The sequence below is a fragment of the bacterium genome (assembly GCA_022763185.1).
Classification (GTDB): Bacteria; Bdellovibrionota_G; JALEGL01; order JALEGL01; family JALEGL01; genus JALEGL01.
In genome coordinates, this window is the sequence record JALEGL010000012.1 from 1 (window position 1) to 20,314 (window position 20,314).

The window sequence follows — 20,314 nt, forward strand, 5'->3', positions numbered from 1 at the left end:
ATAACCACCTTTGAATTACATGTATGTTGAATCGGACCATTCTTGGAGCAGGGCGTACCACAGGGATTTTACCTTGATAGACCCAGTTACGAATGGTACCTTTGCTGCATTTAAGCAACAAAGCCAATTCATCTACAGTCAACAAATCATCTATTCTCTTGTCAATGAACACAGAAGCATCCTGCCTCTTATGTCCTTGTATATCATACTCTGAATGATCTTTTAATGTTTCTTTTTGATTTAAATGTGAACCCGCCAAGATGCTTGGATTCAAGCTTGCACCTCAGAGTTTGATGAAACATTTGCTACTACAGGTTTCATACTACTTGATGATTTAGATTCTGATAAAACCACATTTTGTTGAGCATATTTTATCTTTTTCTGCATCATTTTTAACATGGCTTCAGGATCAAGAGATTCATCCATATCATTTAAGATAGACTTAAAGTAATCAACCTTCTGAAAATGATCAGAAATAATTCTACTTTTTTCTCTCTTAAATGAATTGTCATAGAATCTTTGTATGATCCATGAGGTCAATTTAGATGCATTTATTTTAATGTAATCATTATTATTCTTTAAATGATCTAACATTAATTCTACTGTTTTATTGGCTTGTTCATCTATATTTAAACGAACATTTTTCATTTTTTGTTTCATGTTTTTATTTCCTTTTAGTTTATTGTATAAGTTTGTTCATATTAGGAACTGACCTAACTTCTCTTGATTTTTAGCGTTTAAAAAACAAGTTAATTCAGTACCTTAAAGTTTTCACCCTAGCTACGCTCTACAAACATGGTCTCTAGTTTGTTTCTAACACTAGGTCTCTAGTAAAATTGACTTAATCAATCATAATTGTTTCTCCTTTCTGATTGGTAAATGTCACAGAACCAGAGTGGTTTATGACATCGTTGGTTTTACAAAAGTAAAAACGGTATTGTTCATCTTGGACAATACTTTGTTCAGCTTGAGTCAGGTTTTTGTAAATTTGTGGATCAGAATAAATGTATAAGACAATATTGTATTCAGCTGCTGCATAATACTGGGCAGCTTTGCTGGCATAACGTTTTTCCTTTTTGTTGATTGATTCGTACTCAATTGGAAAAACAAAGTCGCTATTCTGATTAAGGGTTACCGTCATAAGAGCATCACTTCTTATGTGGTAAGACAGGTTTACATAAGACATTGCATCTGATTTTTTATTCTGTAAAACGATGTTTTCAGTTTTATAATCGGTGACCGTTTTAAGTTGAGTTAAGCTATGCTTTATATCAACTAAGGTAATGTCATGCGTTTTTGAGTCACTCTGTATTTGAGTATAGGTATAATCAAATACATCGTTTTTTATGATACGCTGAAACGTCTCCTCAGTAATAGAATAAGTGTGACGGGTCCTGCTGCCAAACAAGGCAAAACCTCGTTTAATCCAGCCACCATTGTTGAGCTTGTCAAGCCTTTTACAAACGACACTTTTGGCTTTGTATCCAAAAACATCACGATTGATTTGCTGGACGGTTGCGACTCTATTTTCATAAAGATATTGAAAGATGGCAATATCTCTGGGTGTAACAATTTTATTGGCTTTAGCTATGGTCATTTTTTTCTCCTTCCTTCGATTTTTTATAGCCGCCATTGGCCTTTGAATGGACTACTTTTCTTGTAGACATATTTTCTTGTTGGTTTTTCCTATTGCCAAGTTCAAACTCGCCTTTGATTTGTTTAAGGCGATAATCAAACTCTTGTTCAGAGATAAATGGTGCCTGCAGCTCCAACTCTTTAGGACCACATTTCCAAATACCTCTCCCTGGAATGTTAGGGAGTTTATTAGCAGCATTGGTTCCAAGGACATTGCTAGACCCATGAAAGGTTTGCATTCTAAAGATCATGCGACCTTCAACGTTGTCTTGGATATGTGTATCAATGGTTTCTTTGGTTACTTTTTGAGTTGCCATAACCAAATGAATACCCGCAGCACGACCTAGCTTGGCTATTTCATTGACAAGATGCCGGGTAGAATCCGTTTGTGCTTTAACAGCGGCAGGGGCACTTTGCGGCTTAGCAAATAAGACACTGGCTTCATCAATACCGACAACAATGCGATCAAGTTCATCCCGTTCTGGAACGATAAACTTCTTACCGATTTTGGCAATGAGGTTAAAACGTGATTGCATTTCATCGTGTATTTTTTTGATGAGCTTACTGGCTTCTTGATTGTTTTTGGCAATGTGAACATTGGGCAAAATACCAAAGTCACTCATTTCAACACCATTTTTTAAATCGATTAAGTGGAGCTGAATGTTCTTTGAACTTTCCAACAAACCAAGCAAGGCTTGCCTAAAGAACATGGATTTACCACCACCAGTGGTTCCTGCTATGAGCATATGAGGAAGCTTAGTTATGTCCTGAGTAAAACTCCCTTCACGACATGCTCCCAATTTAAATGTATACTCAGAAGGTAAGATGATGTCTGAATAATTACACTTTTGCGGCATAGGCTTCTTGGATAAGTAGATATCTACATAGCCATGCTTATGACTTTGCTGTATATCTTCTACGGCTACTTGCATGGCAGAAGCAAGCTGATCTTTTTTGCTTTCAAAGTCATTTAAGCTTAAGCCTGGAGCAAAGACATGCATCTTCGATTGCATGGAGTTGAGCTTGTGATAGCTTTTGACTTGTGCTTTAGCTCCTGAGCCATTCTTTAGGCTGAGTCTATCGAGCTTATTTTGAATGCTTTTTTGCTGCAGGACAAAGTGCCCACCAATGAAGAACAACATGATAACCATGTACACACTGAGCAGACCTAAATAGTAATAGATCCTGTGTGAATCAAAGATCATGTAGGCCCATGGATCTATAAACTTGCCTATAAACCCAGTCCAAGCAGTAAAGGTTAATAAATGTTGCTTACTCCCAGATAAAAAGTGAGCTAAACCAATACCTAAGGCTATAAAGGCATACGTTAGTATGTGATTGGCTGGAAAGTTTTTGATTCCTCTCCAGATTCCAGTAAAAATAATGTTGATGATGGTGCCTATGAAGATTAAAATCTCTCCCATAGAGTCAAAATCGTTTTTGTGTTTTTCCATAATGCTTCTCCTATCTTTTGGGTAAAAGCTCAATCCAAAGGACGGTGTCTTGTGGGACAATGACGTACTCTTTGTTTTGAGCAAATTCGTTTAAGTTTCTTTGGGTTTCAAGTTCAGCCATGCGATACACACTTTGCAGTGCTGCATTACCTAAGCTTGCTTTGATGGTGGCTTCACCAAATTGATTTAAGGCTTCACGCTGGGTTAAGACGTCGCTGGTGGTACCCACCATGGTAGTTCCAAGGGTGGATAAAAGACGTTTGCCATGTTGTCTTTTGCGTTTGCCTGCAATGCCCAGCTGCTTGTTTTTTAAATTAAGTGCCCGTATATTGACTTGATGAATACTGCCATCAGGTTTAATGGCTTTATCCATTTTAAGGTAGACCTGACTTCCAGAACCTGGATAAGAGAAACTGCCTAAGACAATGGTGCCTTGAGGGAAGTACTCTTTTTCCTTGTAGTGGATGCCAGAAGTCAAAAGCACTTCTACAGCTGAAGGCATTCTTGTATCAATTTGATGCATGAGTGTACCTTGCATACGGATACCTCTGGGTGGTATTTTATGGTGATTGGTGTTTTGAATCACCATGGGACCACCATAGTCATACAAACGCCTGCGCTTTGCTGGCTTTCTTTTACTTCGCCTTGGTCTTTGTCTAACAGGTTTAGGTGAAATCCCCATTATATTTTCTTCAGAAACAACCGCTGCAACTGTATCTTCTGGAACAGATTCAATCAGCATGACATTGCTTTGACGAATCACTTTGTTTTTGGACTTTCTAAAGTAGATAGAGACCAAAGACACCACAAGCATCAATGAGCATAATCCAATGCCAAAATTTCTGACATGGATCACCGTCTTTGCGCCATCTTCTTTGGTTAACCAAGCCTTGAACCCTTTTTTACTAACAGTACTACTGTTCATAAAAACCTCCCTGGAATGATGATGGATGTGTTTAAATGTTTGTATTGAATGACAAGCGTAAAGCTTTTCCTGTCTTTAAGCTTTAGCCTTAATCGACCAGAAACTACCTGATGTTTGCTCAAGCGTTCTTTGTTGATATCTAGTTTATGCTTAACTTTAAAGACACGGTTAAAGAGTCTAAACCTAGCTTTAATATGCTTAGACTTAAGCTTTTTGCTTTTTAGGTTTTTGACTTTAAAGTTGATTCTGTGGACCTTTGAGTTGGGATCAAAGGCGATAGAATCAATTTTAAAGATCAAACGTTTGCCTAAATACAGATGCCGATTAAACTTTTTGGTGTGTGCTTTACGTGTTTTTTTAGACTTGGATGCATTGATATAAACCAAGTCATCAAAGTTTAGCCCGTCACGTTCAACCCTTAAAATAAAGCTTAAGGTACCCGTATCATTGTACACAAAGAGATTGCTCTTGCCTTCATTCTTGGGGCGAATGATCAAGTCATTACCCAGAAACTGCGTCTCAAAATGTGCTGGATTGCCCAGAACAATATGAGATGGCGCTTGAGTAAAGCGCAAGATGGTCGCTTTGCCTACTTTAAGATAAATAGGTTTTAGCGTATGCTGAGAAGCCTGCAGATGTCGTATGACATCTGCTTGACTGTTTGTTATGTTAATTAAAAATAGACCCGCCAATAGATAGCGAATCAATTCTCAAACTCGATTAATGAATTAACATACAAACCCATGGGATTAAAAGACGTTTTACGGCCTTTAATAATCCCAAGCTTAATTTGAACTGGGACAATGATGGGGATATCATTGATACGTAAGATCCGATCAAAGATGGCAAAAGAATCAGTATTGGTTAAAATCGGTTTGATTCTTGTGACATACTGCTCAATGGATTCGCCCGGTTTGTTCTTGGCCTTTTTGTTTCCTAAAAGATCTGAAAGACCTTTTAAAAAAGTCTTGGTGGCATAGGGCTTAAGCGCATAGGTGATCTTTTTTGGATCAAACTCTTTCCAAGTGTAGCGCTGTTCAACAAACTTCTCAATAAAGTCTTTGACGTCTTCATTGGTCAGCTTCATACTTGAGAGTTCTTTGACTTTTTTATCTGCGCGATCATACGCCAAAAAAGGTTTGTTGATCTGCATGTAAAGAAGTCCAGACAATGCAATTGTAATAACAATCAGTCCTATGCTTAAAAACTTAAACAGCTCTAAGCTTTTTACTGTGCTTGTCCATTGCTTGACGGCTGGATCAATGTAAGAAGAGGATTTGTCTTCTTTATAATCCAGATTTTCAATTTTTGTTTCATCTTTGATGAAGTGTTCTTCATCATGATGGTTTATAAGGTCATCGCGAAGTCTGATATCAGACTTTGTCGTGACTTGATCGGAGTCAAAAGAAGATGTTTCTTTTGTGACTCCTTGGTTAAGATTATTGATACCCGCCGTTTGTTTTGTATTGTTCATGGTGGTTTCCTTAGTGTTACTTCTCCTGTTGTTTATTGTTAAAACTACGATTAGCCCTATGCTGACCGTAGTGTTTTTGCTGAGCTTTTGGCTCATCAAACTTTGTGTTATCTTCATTGGAAGACATAAAGCTTTGTTTAAACTTATGTCCGGCACTGATGACGGGCATGGCTGATACGCCAGTTGCTACTGATTGCAATCCACTGCTGATCAGTGAGTTGGTAGCAATGGGTACAAAAATCATGCTGAAGCCAATACATAAGTTAACTAAAGCTGTGGTAAAAAAGTTATCCCAACTTTGTACTTCTGGACTGACAGCAAACTTTAACAGCATGACTCCTAGAATGCTCCATAGCACTTTCCAAATGGTTACCTGAATCAAACCTTTAAACAGACTTGCTGTTATGAACGATGTGTAGCGTGACACATACATCAGAATCATCAAAGGTGACACCACATACAATATGCTCCAGACAAATTGGATGAGAATGTTGGTAATGAAGATGCCAATATAGGCTATGAGATAAGACACCAAGTTAATCACAAAGATTAGAGCTTCTCTAAACTGTAACCACTTAGGGGACGTTTCTTCATAGTTCTTTTGAATCTCATCCAATAGATCAGTCAATTGTCCAATGCCATTGATGTGCTCAGTTAAGCCATCACCCACCATAGCAATGATCCCCATGATCTGTTCAAAAGACAGCAGTATGATAATTGATATCACGGTTCTTTTAAGGATATTCATTGGATTGGGGGTATGCTCATCCACATTTAAGAATTCTAGAATGATCAAAAACAGCACAAAAGGAACCAGCATCATCCAATAAGCGGACACCAAATGACCTCTAATTTCACCACAGACCTCTGGTAAAAAGCCAAACATTACTCAAACTCCGGCAGTTTAAAGCCATCACTGAACATGGATTTAGACTTTTTAAGATCGTCGCCTACAGTGTTAAAGTGATTGACTGAGTCTTTGCTGTACTTGTTATCCAAAGCCAGCTTCTCACTTTGCAGTTTAAGCATCTGACCATTGACTTTAAGCAATTGATTTAAGGTATGCAGAATTTGGGCATTGGTTTGAGCATTAGCACGCAAAGCACCTTTAGGGCTCAAAGCATTGGCAGATTCTGTAATCTTGATGGCATTGTCTTCTTGCTCTTTGGCGTACTTAGAGATGTTCACGTTCATCTTTAAGCTCTCAGCAATGCTTTTATCATGCAGTTCTTGAATTGCAGACTCAGCACTGTCTGGGATATCTCCATACAGTTCTTTGATCGTGCTTAGAGCAATGCCCATACTTTGCAGTTCTTTTAAAACTGCTTCATCTTCAATAGGTAAAGCGCTTTGAATATGATTAAGTCTATCCAAACCACTGTTGACCTGCTCAAGAATATGTCTTTGTGCTCTGCCTTCACGCAAGACACTGCGTAGTTGATTGTAACGTTTTTTACTTTCAACTACGATCTTTATAAGATGTGGAATAGCCGCAGCACTACCAAATATGGCATAAGCATTGGTGCTTATGCATATGATTAAAATAAACCCGCCAAGTTTAAGTGATCTCACTTTTTCTCCTTTTGGTTATTATTAAAGTCTTCAGAAACAATATGCTCTAAAACTTCGAGCAATGTTTTCTCTGGAAACTGTTGTTGAACAGTATGAATGATTTGTTTATCTTTGGGATCAGTGGTGCAGATCCAATAGGCCAGTTGGTCAGAAGACAATCGCAATACAGATCTTCCAGTATCTTGCATATAAAACAGTTCACTGAATTTCCCTTTTTGCATGGTCAAAAACTTTACAGCATCTACCTCAGTACTACTGAGCTGCAGCTTATCTTTAAAGTCTTCCCAGTCAATGCCTCTTTGTTTTAGGATAAAGGTAGATGTTGTGTTAGGGAAAATAGAATTGGCCATGGCGGTATTGCTTAGAAAGTCTTTGTAGTTTTGACTGATGGCCCAAATGCCGGCGTTGAACTTTCTAAAGGTCCTGTATGCTTCTAAAGTAAAAGCCAAACCACTGGGTGTTTCAAACAATTTCCAAGCTTCATCTATAATCAATAAGTACGGCCTATCCAGCTCACGTGATGCTTCAGATTGAATGAAGTCAGTAAACAGCAGTAAGAATACATTTTGCAGATCTTCATAAGCATCCAAGCCCTTAATCTCAATGGTGACTAAGTCTTTATCAATGTTGACATTGCTTTGACCATCCAGCATTTTCCCGTACATAGTATCCCCGGTCCAAGTGTATAAAATCTGGGCATAGGCATGCATGTTTGGGTTTTCACTGTTAGTTAACTGTTCTTTAAAATCTGATAGTGTTGGTGTTTGATCAACACCAATGTCATCATAAGTTTTAAAAATCAGTTCTTCTAACTGTGCTTTATCTCTTTTGGGTAAGATATGTTGATGTTTATCGACTAAGATATTTTCCAAAACAGCTAGGATCAGCTTGATCTTGTTGGCACTGGGAACTGTTTGACCTTTGGGTAGATCAAACATATTCAGACAAATATCTGAATCAGTGGTTAGGTTGATAAACTCACCACCCAAGACTTCAATCAGTTTTTGTGAAGAGGCACCATTATCTATCCAAATGATCTTTGGCGTTGGCTTTTGTCCATAGAACTGAAGCATTAGTTGTGAGATAGTAAAGCTTTTACCAGATCCTGAACCGCCAAAAACCAAGCCATTCCAGTTGGGTAAGCTTGAGTCAAATGGATTAAGACTAAAGGGTATGTTGTCTTGATTGCTTAATAAACATACGGGTTCGTTATTGCCTTGCCATGCGCTAAACACAGGGAACATATGTGCAGCATTGCTGCTTTTTACTTTCTTGCTTCTAAAAGTATTGCAGACACCAGGTATGTTAACCATAAACGCATCAAGTCCAGCATAGGTTTCAATCACCCCTTGCGCTTGATTCATATGGGTAAATGCTTTTAAAACTTCATCACATTTTAAATCAAGATCTTGATCGGTGTATCCCCAGACAATCACGTTCATAGAACAATTCACTAACTTTTCTGTACCTTCTAATAAATCTTTGGATAAAGACTCAATCTGATTGAGTTTGTTTTCAGACTCTAAGTCTCTAACACCATTAGAACCGTTGGCCATAGAATGGGCTAAACGCCTATGCACTGCCATCTTTTCCATTTCTTTTTTCTGTGTGGGTATTTCAATGGTATGAGAGATCCAGCAGTGAAAGGGCAGTTTTAAAATACTCTGCACCATCGAAGCAGTACTCACACCTTCAGGTAAAGTGTGTAGACTAATGGTTCTAAACTTGAGTCTACCTAGTTCGATATTTTCTTTGCTGACATGCAGATCGGTAAGGGTTAACTGAGAGACAAAGTCACCCGCTGCATTGTATTGAGCTCTTTGTACTTTATCTAACCTGTCTAAATTTAAATGCTCATAAAGCAGGTCAAACCATTCATTGATTTTAAGTTTGATCGGCTTAAAATTACAATGCTGCAGTGAAGACTCTATCTGCTTGACGTGCCGTTCAAAAGCATAATAGTGTTGATCAAAGTCCGCTTGAGAGAGTTGTATAAACTTCTTAGTGCTTTGTAAGACATTGCCTTTTGAAAGTTTATGCGCTTGTGACCGAACAAAAACATAAAGCTCTGGTTGAAAGAACAGTTTGTCTGTGTTCTTTTTATTTAAAAAGTTAAAGCGATGCTGAGCGATACTTTTATAGCTACTATTACTTTCACTTGATAGAGCTTTATGCTTATTGATGATTGGATCAACATTGGAGGTTAGCCTGTAGAAAAACTGCAGACTCAACCCTTCATGTGCACTATTAATCATGTTTTTTATGTGTAACAGTGTATTGTTGATACTCTCTGGAGTAGATAAATTAATATCGATACCCTGGAGTTGAAAAGCCTTCCCTAATGAGCCGTCTTCATAGACCATACAGTTTCTAAATGGACGCCAAAAGGGCAGTTGATCGCTTAAGCTTTGATACGCTGGAAGCTGCCGCTTATCAGCAGCCTCCATGTTTGTTTTATTTTGTAATAACATGTTTGTTCCTTTGGTGAATGTGTTTAGATTGTTGAGCAGCACTAAAAAACCCTGATTGGCTTTGATAGCGCAGATAATGCTTTAAAAAGTCATCAGGTTTATTGCGCTTGCCAAGAATCAGCAACAAGGCTAAAACAGCAGGCACAATAAACACCATGATGAGATTTAAAGGTGTTTGCCCAAAAATAAGATTGTTGATTGAGGCAATCAATAGAACCAAGAGGAGATCTTGGGCATTAAAGCCCAAGATCTTAAATTGGCTATCAAGATGCCGATGAATCTCGCTTTGTTCAAGATACGACATCACAATTACCCCGCAGCACTCTGAATGAATGCTATGATTTGTGGAGCCATGAAACCAATGGCACTGCATGCTAAAACAGCATAGATTTTACCTTTTGCTTCACCACTCCCTGTGACAGATAAGAGCACAGCATAAATCAATCCCAATACACTCATTAGGGGTAAAACCACGCTAATGAGCTGATTGGTGAGATTGTTCATTCTGCTTTCAAATCCACCAAAGGCCCAGGCTATCTCTGGGATAGCCATAGAAAAAATTAATATAAACCCGCCAAGTACTACACGACTCACTTTACCTTTCTTAGGACTAGGTCATGTTTGTACGGTGGGATTTCTATCTTGATGCTACCAGTAGTAGTCTCATAACCTTCACCCAAAGTTTTACGTGATTTGGTTTCATTGTCATCAATGGTCTCCAAGCGATACTTGGTATCAGCACTATGAAACTCCACAGCTCTGACGTAGTATCTGCGAGAAGGGGAGAACACATCAATTTTTAGTCTGTATTCATCATAGCCTTCTTCATGAAAGCCTACACCTGCTGGATATTTTCTATCCTGATCACGCCACTCTAGTTGAAACACACGAGACTTGTCTCGCTGATTTTTATTGTTGTTATAATTATTCATTTGTTATTTTCCTTTTTGTTAAATTTTAAAAATTGCTTTGTTTTTCTTACAAAGTTTAAATTGTTAATAAACCCGCCTTCAAGCCCAAGGGCTTAGGTCTGTTAAACCTTTTGTGATAGACACGCCTTAAGCTAGCCAATGCTTGCTTATACAGAGCCTCAATCTTTTTCACTGAGATGCCGCTTGTTGAAGCAATCTCTTGTAAAGAATGTCCTCTGTAAAAATGAAGATGTGCTACCAAGAACTCAGACATCGGAAGATAGTGCATTTGCTGTGCAACAAATCTTCTTTCATGTTCACTGAATTCATCTTCAATAATCTCTAACCCGCCAATGTCTGTGTTAAGCACGACCAGGGATTAGGTTGAAATTTATAAAAACCCGCCAGTTGATGTTACTAATCATATTTTTCTCCTTTTTTATTTTACTTAAACCACCATGGTCTAAGTGACATGCAAATCTACAAAGCAGGATGCGTGCCAACTTTTAAAAAAGGATAAAAATAAAAAAAGCGTAGGATTTTGAGTCAACATTGACCGAAAAAAAATCGGTCGAGTTTGGAAGTCGAACGGTTTTTACAAAGATGAAAAAATAACAGCAAAATATAATGCGACGCGGCTGAGGCATTGATGTGACTTTGTCTTAGGCAACAGTGTCTCATTATGGTTATTTTTATATGTTTAAAGTCTGTTTTACTTTTTTAATATAGTTTTTAGATTTTTGTTCATTCATTTTGCTCTGGTTAAGAAGCTTCCATTTGATTGAAGGGTGCTCTTTGATTTTTGGAAAAGCATATAATTCCCAATTAGGTTGATTTTGAACAAAACTTAATAAGAATTGTTTGTCTTGATCTTTTAGAATATTTTTAATTAAGGCAAAAAACTTTTTTCTTATGGATAGCAATTTATTGAGAGATACTTCGGTATTAGACATGCCAAGAAAGTTTTGGAGATATGCTTGCTCAATTTCAACTTCATTAGGCTCTAAAAGCTCATGTATAGGTCTATTCGATGACAGTAGGTGATAAATAAAGCTGTTTTTTATTTCTTCAGTAATTCCTTCGTTGTTTAATAAGATCATAATATCAAAAAGATCTCTTGGGTGTTGTCTATCTAGGGCAGCACAAAGCTTTCCGCCATATATGTCAGCTATATCAAGACATTGAATCGTGTTTTCAAGTTTGAATTGTTGTTTAGCATCTATGCATAATTCTTTTTGGCTAACTTTGTATACTGATCCCCTTAAAATATAATTGGGTTCAATTTTGATGAATATGTTTTGGTCATAGACGGTTAGTTTAGTTTCTTTGTTTTGATGTGTTGGAGTTGAGAGAGTGACTTTTAATTTTTGATATTTTTCTATATCAGTCTTGATGGTATCTAGAGCTTTATGGATCTTAGTATAAGTTTCTTTTCTATCTACTACGGGTAAAAAACAAAGATCAATATCAACAGAAAATCTAGGCATGTTTCTGTAGTATAGATTAATTGCTGTTCCACCTTTTAAAGCAAAGAATGAGTGCTTAAAAACATAAGGAATGACCTTAAGCAACAATTCAACTTGTTGTTGATATGGATTATTATTCAAAATGGATTTTCCGGATATTGTTTAGGTACTGTAATATTATACTTCTTATCAAGCATACCATTTTTTACAATTACATAACGACTAGTGCCTAGATGTATTTTTTTTAAATTGAGCTTTTTATAGTAGGGATGGTTCAGCTGTTCAGAAAGGTATAGAAAGGTTCGTTTTACTTTTATTGAAGAACAGTTTTCCAGTAATTTTTGTAATACGTCTGGTCTTAATGAATGAAGCATTTCAAGATAATGTGTAACGTCTTCAAATGAATACCTTAAATCGCTTGCATATATATACTCTAATATTGCTTGTTCTCTTGATGCTATGATTAGATCAAAACCTGAATTTTGAGTTTTAAGCTCAAGCTTTTGACTTTTCAGTAAATTTGATTGAGTCCAAAAAAAGTTACAATTAAAATTCAATTTTTTGAACCACGTGGGGATAGTTTCTTTTGAGTATGTCCAAACAAACACACTTGGTTTTTTACCTAATACGCCATAATGAATTACTGAATTAAGTTCTAATGCTGATTTTGAGGCTACATGTATTTTTTTATTTAGTTCATGTTGAAGGAGACGTATACCAGCTTCCCAGTTTAATTTATCATTTGGCCTTTTATAGACTCCTGGTCCTATTTTATCAAAATAGCCTGAGGTATAGTATTTGTGAACCAATTGTTGACTGATACCGTGTTGTTTAAACCATTTCATAGAGTGGATATCTTCAGGGAGCCATTCTTGCAATATTTTAGTTAATTTTGTCATCTTATTCAACAACCTATAGTTGTGATATTAACATAAAAGTATAACTAAAGTCAAGTTAAATATAGCATATAATTTAACAACTATTAGTTGTGAAATGTATAGTTGTTTGTAACAATAGTGCATTATTTTAGCTATTAAAAGCGAATATTTAAGCTTTCTCTTTTATCTGATTTTGAATTTTTTCAAGCGCTTTAAAAATGATGTTAAGTCTCAAAGAAGATTTTTCAAGTCTATCTGTGATTTTTAAGAAAGCTCTTAACTCATCATCTGAGGCACATAGAGTTTCAAGGACATCATAGATATAGGCAATCTCTATACGAAGAGATACAGTTTCATCTAAGGCTTGTTGTAAAAAGTAGCGCTGATACTTTTTATTATCTAGTTCATTGTGTAGATGAATAATGTGAGTGTTCTTTTTATTCATAGCAGTAATTTAATTACTCTGAAACCAGACTATCAAAACTAGAAGTTTCTTTTGTAAAAGCTGCATGCTTGGCTTTGTGTTTGCTCATGTCTATACCCAAAAGCGAATAAATGGATCTAATGACTGCTGAATAGTTTTGAGAAAATAAAGCAGCTTCGTTTTTATTTAAATTGGGCTTATAAAACATAACAAAGTGAAAACGGTCCTGGTTTAGAATGACTTTAACCAAACCGTTGGTTTTTGAATGATTAAGGTAACTTTCACTGTTTTGATTGTTTTCTAAATCTTCTTGAAACTGTTTTGAATCTATAATTTCTCTAAAGTCGAAGTTTGCATTGATAATGTATTGTTTTACTCTTGGTAATTTGCCTTTGGCCATAGCGGTTAAGATATGTTCAGCAAGCATAATGCATTGTCCATCGGGGTGATTGTTTAAGAAGTTAAGGGCAGCATCCAAATCCTTTTTATAGATTCTACTTTTTTGTTTCATAGATAAGCCTCATTTAAGGGGTTTTAACACTATAAGTAATAGTTTAATATAATTATAACACAAATAGAGCTACTATAAATAAAAAATAGCACTTATATAGCTATTTATTATGTTGAAAAAGCCTGTTAATTTAACTTTTAACAACTTAGACAGGTTTTAAATGAAGAAAAACAATATTGATCAACAAGCCAAAGCTTTATTAGAAGAAATCATGGCTCAGTGTAAACAAGAGCGTAAAAAGCACTCTCAAATTAAAAGCAAAGATGTTGCTAAAAAGCTAGGTATGACAGCAAACTATGTCAGTTCAATAGAGAGTTTGAGATCTACACCTGCATTGTTAACGTTCTTAAAATATCTGATCATCAATGACTTTGACCTTTTGCCCTTAAAAAACCTGAGAATACGGCAAAAGTATGGTTCAAAAACACAGTTAAAGTCTGAAACTATGGATATCATGAGTAAGTTTGATGAAAGTCAAATGGCTTACATCTTTGAAATTGCTAAAGCCTTAAAAGACATAGGCTGAGTTTAGTTTAAAATAATTCAAAAATTCAGTATTATAACTTCTGAAAATAGAGTTTTATTTAAACTAAACCCAGTAAAAAGTTAAAGAGTTGAGAATAAGTGTCAAGTAACGCAAAGCACAATATGCCGCTTGCGGATAGTATGTAAAATATGGTAATGACACATCAAATGGTACATGCTTACATAGAAAATAACTTTAAAATTTTAGCGCAATTTGCGGTTTTAGCACTATTGATAATCCTTTTTCAATCATGTGGTCTAGGCCAAGATATTTTAAGTCAAACTGAATTTGTAGAAGATAGGGATGTTGCTTTAGAAATCATCAGTGGAAATGGACAAGTAGGTGTAATCAATCAAGCCTTGGCTTTTCCATTGGTTGTTAGAGCTATTGACGATGAAGCATTGCCCTCTGAAAATGAAAGAATTGAATTTACTGTTATCATGGGCAGTGCAAGTGTTACTTCAGTTTCCTATACTGATGCTAACGGTTTAGCAGAAGCAACTGTAAGTCTTGGGCCCAATACTGAGCAGGTTCAAATTAAAGCCTATTGGCCAAGAGGTGAAAGAGAAGCGATTTTTGATATAACAGCCAGTATTGCTATTTTACAAGTTGAGTCTGGACCTGGTTATAACGGCGCTCCTGACTGTGTTCGTGAAAACCAAGAATTTGGTGTTCCCTATGTTGTTGAGCTTATTGGACCCAATGATCAGCCTATAGCTAATACAGATGTGTTAGTGACCATAAGCAATGGCTCACTTGATCAATCAAGCTTTGAAAACAGTGTAACCTATACAACTGCAAGTAACGGAAAAATTACTTTTGATGTTGTTGCAGGTGCTACTGACCTTGATCAATACAAAAAAGAAGTTAGAGTAACTGCGGTTGTTCCCAGTATGTTGGATGTTCAACCAATTATTTTAGAGTTAGAAACAACACGAGATAAGTTTATCGAAGCAGTTTCTTCTGATGTTCAATATTCAGAGAGCCCTCATGATCAAACTCATGATTTTGCGTTTACTGTAAAAGTCTTAGGTGAGTGTGATGCGGTTTTAATTGATGAGCCAGTGCAGTTTGAACGTAGATGGAGTGCTCAAATTGCATCACCTTGTGACTATGATCAAACAGCCCCTTATCATCAAGATTGGTATGATCTTGGAGCAGCTGTAAGTAATAATCAAGGTTTCGCGACCTATACTAGAAACCTGGAAGTTCGCTATTGGGAAGAAAGCTTTATTTGGACCCGTCATAATGATGTTAGAGCCACGTTATTCAATACAATCAACGGCAACAGTAAACAGTTTGCAGCAAATCACTATCTTTGTCAGGACTAGACAATGGGTATTTCTGAGCAATATACAATCTTGGGCAAAGTCGCTCAAGGGGGCATGGCAGAAATATTTAAGGCTGAAAAACTTGGTTTAGACAATTGTAAAAAGACGGTTGCTATTAAGAAAATTATCAGACCTAAAGCAGATTCAGATGAATTTAAAACCATGTTTAGTGAAGAAGCCAAGATCATTAGCTTGCTCAATCACCCCAATATTGTGTCTTTTGATGAGTACTTTTTGTATGACAATGATCCTTGTATTGCTTTTGAATACATTGAAGGAATAGATTTAAATGAGCTTTTAAAAGAACATAGAAAAGTAAACAAAACACTTCCTTTGCAAGTCTATCTCCATGTTATAACTGAAATTCTTAAAGCCCTCGATTATGCTCATAAAAAACAACACAATAATGAGCCTCTGAGCATCATTCATAGAGATGTCAGTCCTCAGAATATTCTTTTGTCTTACGACGGTTTTGTTAAATTAGCAGACTTTGGTATTGCTTTAGGTGCTTTACCAAGGAATGAAACTCAGCTTGGTTTTATTAAGGGCAAAGACAATTACTTTTCTCCTGAGCAAGTAAACTTTGAAACCATAACACATAAAATAGACATTTATGCAGTTGGCGTCATGCTGCATGAGTATATTTATGGTTTTAGTCCATTTGTATTAAAAGGGATGACTCATAATGAAATTGCAAATCAAATTCGTGAATATAAGAAAGTTTCTAATGCAGATCCAATTATAGATGTACCCGATGAGTTAATAGAAATAATGAATAAGGCTATGGCTCGTAATTCTGATGATCGCTTTGAAGACGCTAAAAGCCTCAGATTAAGTTTGTTAAAGTTTTTGTCTTCAGAATGGAAAGAGGAGGGTGCAGATAAACTCAAAGACTATTTAAAAACATACAAAAAAGATGAGCAGCTTATGCCTTTTACTAAAGTACTGAATGTTGAAAGCGCGTTATCAACGATTTCAAAAAACAAAGAAACGAAGTTACAAAAAGTACTAGATGTATACGATGGAATTAATACTAGAGCCGAAAAAGTCTTAAATGCATTTATTATACTGCTTGTATTAATAATCAGTGTTCCTATTGCATATGGGCTATATCAATATAAGAACAAGCAAGTTGTTGTGAAACCGGCTGAGTTAGAAAATAAAGTGGAAAAAGAAAACTCACTGTCAGGCTTAAACTTAGTACTAGAAAACGCCGTTTTACCCTTTGAAGATGAGTTAAATAAACCTGAAATTTTAAAGAAAAAAACTTCTGTTAATTTTAATATAAATAAGAAAACAAAACCTAAGCAAAAAGCTCAATATGGCTTTTTAACTATCAATGCTCCAAATAATTCAGAAGCATATATCAATGGTGCGCCTGTAGATCTAAATAAAAAAAATATGAAATTAAAGTATGGCGAATATCTTGTTGCAATAAGATCTCCTGAAGGTTTACGCTATATTGAAAAAATAATGATTGGATCAGGTAAGGAGTATAGCGTTAATTGGAGCCCTGAATCGTGAGGCTAGCATCATTTTTTTCTGCTTTTCTATTTATGCTTATAGCGTCTGCATATAGTGCAGAGCAATCAGAATTTACAATTTTTAAAGCCAAGAGTTTTTTAGAAGAAAAAAACTATTTTAAAGCTATTAACGAATTAGAAAAGCCTTTAAATCAGATGAAAATCAATAATATAGATCAAATTGTAGAAGCTAATTTGATTATGGGTTTTTCTTATTGTGAGCTAGGTCAGTTTGACAAAATGGAGTCTTTTTTTAACTCTGCGTTAACGTATCAATATGTGGAAAATTTAGACAAGTTTGATGTTTCTAAGCAATGTAAAAGAAAGTTTAAACAAATTCAAAAATCTATTGCAAGCCCTACAAACAAACTAAACCTTAAACCGTATGAACCAAAAAAAGATATTAAACGCTACTTACCCTATGGCATCGGTCATTATAAAAGAGGAAATAAGAAAAAAGGAAAGTTCTTTGCTATTTCTGAAGGCGCTTTAACGACTATAGCAATTACCTCAGCAATATTATTTGCCAGTGAAGATACTATTGGCGGAAGACATTATAACCCTGGAAAAGCAAAGAGATACCAAACAATTTTTTGGTCTGCAGTTGGAGCTAACATAGGGCTGGTTTCTATAGATTTATTTGGTTTAAAGTAAATACGATTTTAATTATTTTTGTTATATTAATATTAAGTGAGAGTGCGCTTATAGAGAAATCATAAATCCAAACAGAGCAAAAGCTTGTCAAAAAACATGTTGGAGTTCTTAGGGGTTGATTTTAGATGTGATTACTTTTGATTAAACCTCACTAAAAAATAAACCCTCCTGTTTTGTTTTTATTCAAAACTATGTGTGAGGTGACCATAAGATAGGTTTAAAAAATTTGTATAATGAAATATTTATGCTAGTGTTTTTTTGAGTTATGATTCATAATAGTGTTGTGAGATATATTATCTGTTTTTGCTTGTTATTAGGAACCAGTATTGAGTTTCTTAACATCTCCGATCATCTTGTTTCAAATGACTCAACTTCACAAATTAAAGCTGATAGTGGATCTAAAATAGAGACTCTTAAAGAGCATCAAGATTGTACTGACTGCGGATCTTCAGACCACTGTCGTCATCATTGTAATGGATTGCACTATGTGACTTTGACAAATCAAAGTTTAAATCTTTTAGATCAGACTAAAAGTCTTTCTTATTTTAACTCAAACTTAAAAATTCAAACTCCCTTTCTTAAATGTCCTGGGCAGCCGCCAAATATATACAACCAAATTATTTAACGATCTAATTTAATCAAGCTAATAGTTATCTGTATATAAACTAACAGCAATACAGTTAAATTAACGCATTGATATACATTTACAAAATATTGTTGATATTATTGTAAATAACATCACTAGAAAGGTTTGCCGTGATGAAAATATATATTTTGGTATTAAATTTTGTTTTTGCAAGCTTAGCTTATGGAAGTGAGCTATGCCAAATAAACAACGTAAATGAATTGCTGAGTCGTATTCAGGAGGTCCACCCCTTGATATTAGAAGCTAAACTTCAAACTCAAGTAAGTCAAAAATTAACTGATGTTTCAAAACAACGCCCCAATCCAAATTTAAATGCAGAGGCACTTTTTGGAAGTCCAAATTCTCAATTTGCAGCGGACACGTTTTTTTCTCTTCAACATACGATTGAATTGGGAGGGAAACGATCAGCTCGAATCAAATCAGCTGAAGCACAAATTGAGATGACGGAATTGCAAAAAAGAGAAGCTTTAGAGGCCGTTATGATTGACTCAGTTGTAAAGCTTTACCGGCTGAAACAGATACAAGAAATATCTAAATTATATTATGAAGCCACAAATGCATTTGACCGTATTCGGGAGCGTCTAAAAAAATTACCATCTCGTTCACCTGAACAACAAATAGAAATGGATACACTTGAATTGGCATCAAGTGCGTATGGTTTTGATATTATCCAAAAAGAATCTGAAAAAATTTATATTGAAAAACATTTAGCTTTTTTTAGTGAATGTCCTTCACTTGCAATTGACAGGGTTGTTCCGGCAGAAGTTTCATTGCCAAGTGATATTTATGCGTTCAAGGACATTCATAAATCTTTAAAGGTCTTAGATGCAAAACAAAAACTTAAAATTGCACACACACGGCTTGCGCAAGAGAACTCAAAAAAAACTCCAAATATAAATTTAGGTCCTGCTGTTGGCTATGGGAAGAGCATAGGATCAGAGGCAGTTTTGTTTGGAGCGGCACTAAGTATGCCGCTCCCTCTCTTGAATAAAAATAAAGGACGTCGAGCTTTTGAAGACGCAAATGTAAAAACTGCTGAACTTTCTTGGAGAAATATAGAACGTGAAGCAGCTATGGATTTGGATATTTGGAAGGAAAAATATCAACGCTTTTATAAAGCCCTTCAAACTTACAAAGGGCGTGAAACTATGGATGAGAAACACAAGCGAATTGAGTCGTTATTTCACAGAGGTGTAGTATCTACGGCACTGGTAATTGAAGCTCATCGACAACTGATTGATTTTAGTGAGGCTCAATTGTCATTTGAACTTGGAGCAATTGAGGCATTATGGAATATATATCGACTCACTGGAAATTTAGACAAAGGAAAACTGCAATGAGAAAAACGTTTTTTAAAATACATGCGTTTTCTTGGGCGATAGCAACCCTGATTGTGTGTTTGATATTTACGGCCGTGGTTAGTGCAGAAACTGAAAAACATCAACACTCTCACGAACAAGAGGCTGAAGTAAAGGAAGCAAAAGATCATGCAAAATATGAATCTCATGATCAAGATTCAGCACATGATGAGCATGGAGAAGAAGGGCATGAAGAAGGCAATCGTAAAGTGGGTGAAGGCAAAGCCGTCGTTGAAATTCATGATGAAAAAGGATTTCGTCTTTCTACACAGGCTTATGTTGCTTTAGGTATTGATCATCAAAAAGTAAATGGTTCCTTATTTAAAATTCCGAAATCAGCTTTGGTTCAAATCAAAAATACCACTGCTGTTTACCGATACCACGATCACTTCTTCAAATTGATCCCGGTCAATATTCAAAGTGAAGAGGAAAACCACTATATAGTGACGGCGGTTATCAAGGTAGGCGAACTCATTGTTACTCAAGGGGTAGAATTGTTACGTGTGGCTGATGTTTACGCGCAGGACACCTCAGACTACAGTCACGGGCATTAGG

General features: G+C 35.9%; 24 protein-coding genes. 6 read left to right on the top strand and 18 right to left on the bottom strand.

All coding sequences use genetic code 11. The annotated features are described in order from the left end of the window. The 18 genes from MRY82_07045 to MRY82_07130 form a co-directional block, all read right to left on the bottom strand. On the bottom strand, positions 1–274 hold a 274-nt coding region (locus MRY82_07045), incomplete at its 3' end, for a helix-turn-helix domain-containing protein (GenBank protein MCI5072677.1). Then, on the bottom strand, positions 271–660 hold the full coding sequence (locus MRY82_07050; GenBank protein ID MCI5072678.1) for a hypothetical protein: 390 nt from the start codon (positions 658–660) through the stop codon (positions 271–273). The genes MRY82_07045 and MRY82_07050, both read right to left, overlap by 4 nt. Positions 661–841: 181 nt before the next feature. Then, on the bottom strand, positions 842–1,597 hold the full coding sequence (locus tag MRY82_07055) for a hypothetical protein (GenBank protein ID MCI5072679.1): 756 nt from the start codon (positions 1,595–1,597) through the stop codon (positions 842–844). Further along, positions 1,584–3,089 carry a hypothetical protein gene (locus MRY82_07060; protein MCI5072680.1) on the bottom strand — a complete coding sequence of 502 codons (1,506 nt, stop codon included), beginning with the start codon at positions 3,087–3,089 and terminating at the stop codon, positions 1,584–1,586. The genes MRY82_07055 and MRY82_07060 overlap by 14 nt, the downstream gene beginning before the upstream one ends. Positions 3,090–3,099: 10 nt before the next feature. Then, positions 3,100–4,014 carry a hypothetical protein gene (locus tag MRY82_07065; GenBank protein MCI5072681.1) on the bottom strand — a complete coding sequence of 305 codons (915 nt, stop codon included), beginning with the start codon at positions 4,012–4,014 and terminating at the stop codon, positions 3,100–3,102. Beyond that, the gene (locus MRY82_07070) at positions 4,011–4,721 is read right to left on the bottom strand and encodes a pilus assembly protein N-terminal domain-containing protein (GenBank protein MCI5072682.1); all 711 of its coding nucleotides are present in this window, start codon (positions 4,719–4,721) and stop codon (positions 4,011–4,013) included. Before MRY82_07070 ends, MRY82_07065 begins: the two co-directional genes overlap by 4 nt. Beyond that, on the bottom strand, positions 4,718–5,488 hold the full coding sequence (locus MRY82_07075; protein ID MCI5072683.1) for a hypothetical protein: 771 nt from the start codon (positions 5,486–5,488) through the stop codon (positions 4,718–4,720). The genes MRY82_07070 and MRY82_07075 overlap by 4 nt, the downstream gene beginning before the upstream one ends. A gap of 16 nt (positions 5,489–5,504) precedes the next feature. Further along, positions 5,505–6,374 carry a hypothetical protein gene (locus MRY82_07080; protein ID MCI5072684.1) on the bottom strand — a complete coding sequence of 290 codons (870 nt, stop codon included), beginning with the start codon at positions 6,372–6,374 and terminating at the stop codon, positions 5,505–5,507. After that, entirely contained in the window at positions 6,374–7,060 is a 687-nt protein-coding gene (locus MRY82_07085; GenBank protein ID MCI5072685.1) for a hypothetical protein, read from the bottom strand. Before MRY82_07085 ends, MRY82_07080 begins: the two co-directional genes overlap by 1 nt. Next, complete coding sequence (locus MRY82_07090; GenBank protein MCI5072686.1) at positions 7,057–9,531, bottom strand: TraC family protein; 2,475 nt, start codon at positions 9,529–9,531, stop codon at positions 7,057–7,059. The genes MRY82_07085 and MRY82_07090 overlap by 4 nt, the downstream gene beginning before the upstream one ends. Further along, complete coding sequence (locus MRY82_07095) at positions 9,515–9,835, bottom strand: hypothetical protein (GenBank protein MCI5072687.1); 321 nt, start codon at positions 9,833–9,835, stop codon at positions 9,515–9,517. Before MRY82_07095 ends, MRY82_07090 begins: the two co-directional genes overlap by 17 nt. Positions 9,836–9,840: 5 nt before the next feature. Then, positions 9,841–10,125 (bottom strand): hypothetical protein, encoded by a 285-nt coding sequence (locus MRY82_07100; GenBank protein MCI5072688.1) that lies wholly within the window; start codon positions 10,123–10,125, stop codon positions 9,841–9,843. Further along, positions 10,122–10,463 (bottom strand): hypothetical protein, encoded by a 342-nt coding sequence (locus MRY82_07105; GenBank protein MCI5072689.1) that lies wholly within the window; start codon positions 10,461–10,463, stop codon positions 10,122–10,124. Before MRY82_07105 ends, MRY82_07100 begins: the two co-directional genes overlap by 4 nt. Positions 10,464–10,518: 55 nt before the next feature. Next, the gene (locus MRY82_07110) at positions 10,519–10,812 is read right to left on the bottom strand and encodes a hypothetical protein (GenBank protein MCI5072690.1); all 294 of its coding nucleotides are present in this window, start codon (positions 10,810–10,812) and stop codon (positions 10,519–10,521) included. A gap of 322 nt (positions 10,813–11,134) precedes the next feature. Next, the gene (locus MRY82_07115) at positions 11,135–12,049 is read right to left on the bottom strand and encodes a nucleotidyl transferase AbiEii/AbiGii toxin family protein (protein MCI5072691.1); all 915 of its coding nucleotides are present in this window, start codon (positions 12,047–12,049) and stop codon (positions 11,135–11,137) included. After that, positions 12,046–12,807, bottom strand: coding sequence for a type IV toxin-antitoxin system AbiEi family antitoxin (locus MRY82_07120; GenBank protein ID MCI5072692.1), 762 nt, complete (start codon positions 12,805–12,807; stop codon positions 12,046–12,048). The genes MRY82_07115 and MRY82_07120 overlap by 4 nt, the downstream gene beginning before the upstream one ends. 148 nt (positions 12,808–12,955) lie before the next feature. Next, the gene (locus MRY82_07125; GenBank protein MCI5072693.1) at positions 12,956–13,231 is read right to left on the bottom strand and encodes a hypothetical protein; all 276 of its coding nucleotides are present in this window, start codon (positions 13,229–13,231) and stop codon (positions 12,956–12,958) included. Positions 13,232–13,244: 13 nt separating this feature from the next. Continuing rightward, positions 13,245–13,721, bottom strand: a complete 477-nt coding sequence (locus MRY82_07130; protein ID MCI5072694.1) for a hypothetical protein — start codon at positions 13,719–13,721, stop codon at positions 13,245–13,247. 160 nt (positions 13,722–13,881) lie between these two features. Here MRY82_07130 and MRY82_07135 point away from each other — a divergent pair, with 160 nt between their 5' ends. The 6 genes from MRY82_07135 (at position 13,882) to MRY82_07160 (ending at position 20,313) form a co-directional block, all read left to right on the top strand. Then, positions 13,882–14,247, top strand: coding sequence for a helix-turn-helix domain-containing protein (locus tag MRY82_07135; protein ID MCI5072695.1), 366 nt, complete (start codon positions 13,882–13,884; stop codon positions 14,245–14,247). 155 nt (positions 14,248–14,402) lie between these two features. Next, on the top strand, positions 14,403–15,578 hold the full coding sequence (locus MRY82_07140; protein MCI5072696.1) for a hypothetical protein: 1,176 nt from the start codon (positions 14,403–14,405) through the stop codon (positions 15,576–15,578). Positions 15,579–15,581: 3 nt separating this feature from the next. Further along, a complete protein-coding gene (locus MRY82_07145) occupies positions 15,582–17,102 on the top strand; it encodes a serine/threonine protein kinase (GenBank protein MCI5072697.1) in 1,521 nt (506 codons plus the stop codon). A gap of 155 nt (positions 17,103–17,257) precedes the next feature. After that, a complete protein-coding gene (locus MRY82_07150) occupies positions 17,258–17,755 on the top strand; it encodes a hypothetical protein (GenBank protein MCI5072698.1) in 498 nt (165 codons plus the stop codon). Between the two features lie 759 nt (positions 17,756–18,514). Then, complete coding sequence (locus MRY82_07155) at positions 18,515–19,741, top strand: TolC family protein (protein MCI5072699.1); 1,227 nt, start codon at positions 18,515–18,517, stop codon at positions 19,739–19,741. Next, positions 19,738–20,313, top strand: coding sequence for a hypothetical protein (locus MRY82_07160; GenBank protein ID MCI5072700.1), 576 nt, complete (start codon positions 19,738–19,740; stop codon positions 20,311–20,313). Before MRY82_07155 ends, MRY82_07160 begins: the two co-directional genes overlap by 4 nt. Position 20,314 lies beyond the last annotated feature (1 nt).

Bases quoted from the DNA above. Each gene is read 5' to 3' on its own strand.
- MRY82_07050 (MCI5072678.1), bottom strand. From the start codon at position 660: ATGAAACAAAAAATGAAAAATGTTCGTTTAAATATAGATGAACAAGCC.
- MRY82_07055 (MCI5072679.1), bottom strand. From the start codon at position 1,597: ATGACCATAGCTAAAGCCAATAAAATTGTTACACCCAGAGATATTGCC.
- MRY82_07060 (MCI5072680.1), bottom strand. From the start codon at position 3,089: ATGGAAAAACACAAAAACGATTTTGACTCTATGGGAGAGATTTTAATC.
- MRY82_07065 (MCI5072681.1), bottom strand. From the start codon at position 4,014: ATGAACAGTAGTACTGTTAGTAAAAAAGGGTTCAAGGCTTGGTTAACC.
- MRY82_07075 (MCI5072683.1), bottom strand. From the start codon at position 5,488: ATGAACAATACAAAACAAACGGCGGGTATCAATAATCTTAACCAAGGA.
- MRY82_07080 (MCI5072684.1), bottom strand. From the start codon at position 6,374: ATGTTTGGCTTTTTACCAGAGGTCTGTGGTGAAATTAGAGGTCATTTG.
- MRY82_07090 (MCI5072686.1), bottom strand. From the start codon at position 9,531: ATGTTATTACAAAATAAAACAAACATGGAGGCTGCTGATAAGCGGCAG.
- MRY82_07095 (MCI5072687.1), bottom strand. From the start codon at position 9,835: ATGTCGTATCTTGAACAAAGCGAGATTCATCGGCATCTTGATAGCCAA.
- MRY82_07105 (MCI5072689.1), bottom strand. From the start codon at position 10,463: ATGAATAATTATAACAACAATAAAAATCAGCGAGACAAGTCTCGTGTG.
- MRY82_07120 (MCI5072692.1), bottom strand. From the start codon at position 12,807: ATGACAAAATTAACTAAAATATTGCAAGAATGGCTCCCTGAAGATATC.
- MRY82_07125 (MCI5072693.1), bottom strand. From the start codon at position 13,231: ATGAATAAAAAGAACACTCACATTATTCATCTACACAATGAACTAGAT.
- MRY82_07130 (MCI5072694.1), bottom strand. From the start codon at position 13,721: ATGAAACAAAAAAGTAGAATCTATAAAAAGGATTTGGATGCTGCCCTT.
- MRY82_07135 (MCI5072695.1), top strand. From the start codon at position 13,882: ATGAAGAAAAACAATATTGATCAACAAGCCAAAGCTTTATTAGAAGAA.
- MRY82_07140 (MCI5072696.1), top strand. From the start codon at position 14,403: ATGACACATCAAATGGTACATGCTTACATAGAAAATAACTTTAAAATT.
- MRY82_07145 (MCI5072697.1), top strand. From the start codon at position 15,582: ATGGGTATTTCTGAGCAATATACAATCTTGGGCAAAGTCGCTCAAGGG.
- MRY82_07150 (MCI5072698.1), top strand. From the start codon at position 17,258: ATGAAAATCAATAATATAGATCAAATTGTAGAAGCTAATTTGATTATG.
- MRY82_07155 (MCI5072699.1), top strand. From the start codon at position 18,515: ATGAAAATATATATTTTGGTATTAAATTTTGTTTTTGCAAGCTTAGCT.
- MRY82_07160 (MCI5072700.1), top strand. From the start codon at position 19,738: ATGAGAAAAACGTTTTTTAAAATACATGCGTTTTCTTGGGCGATAGCA.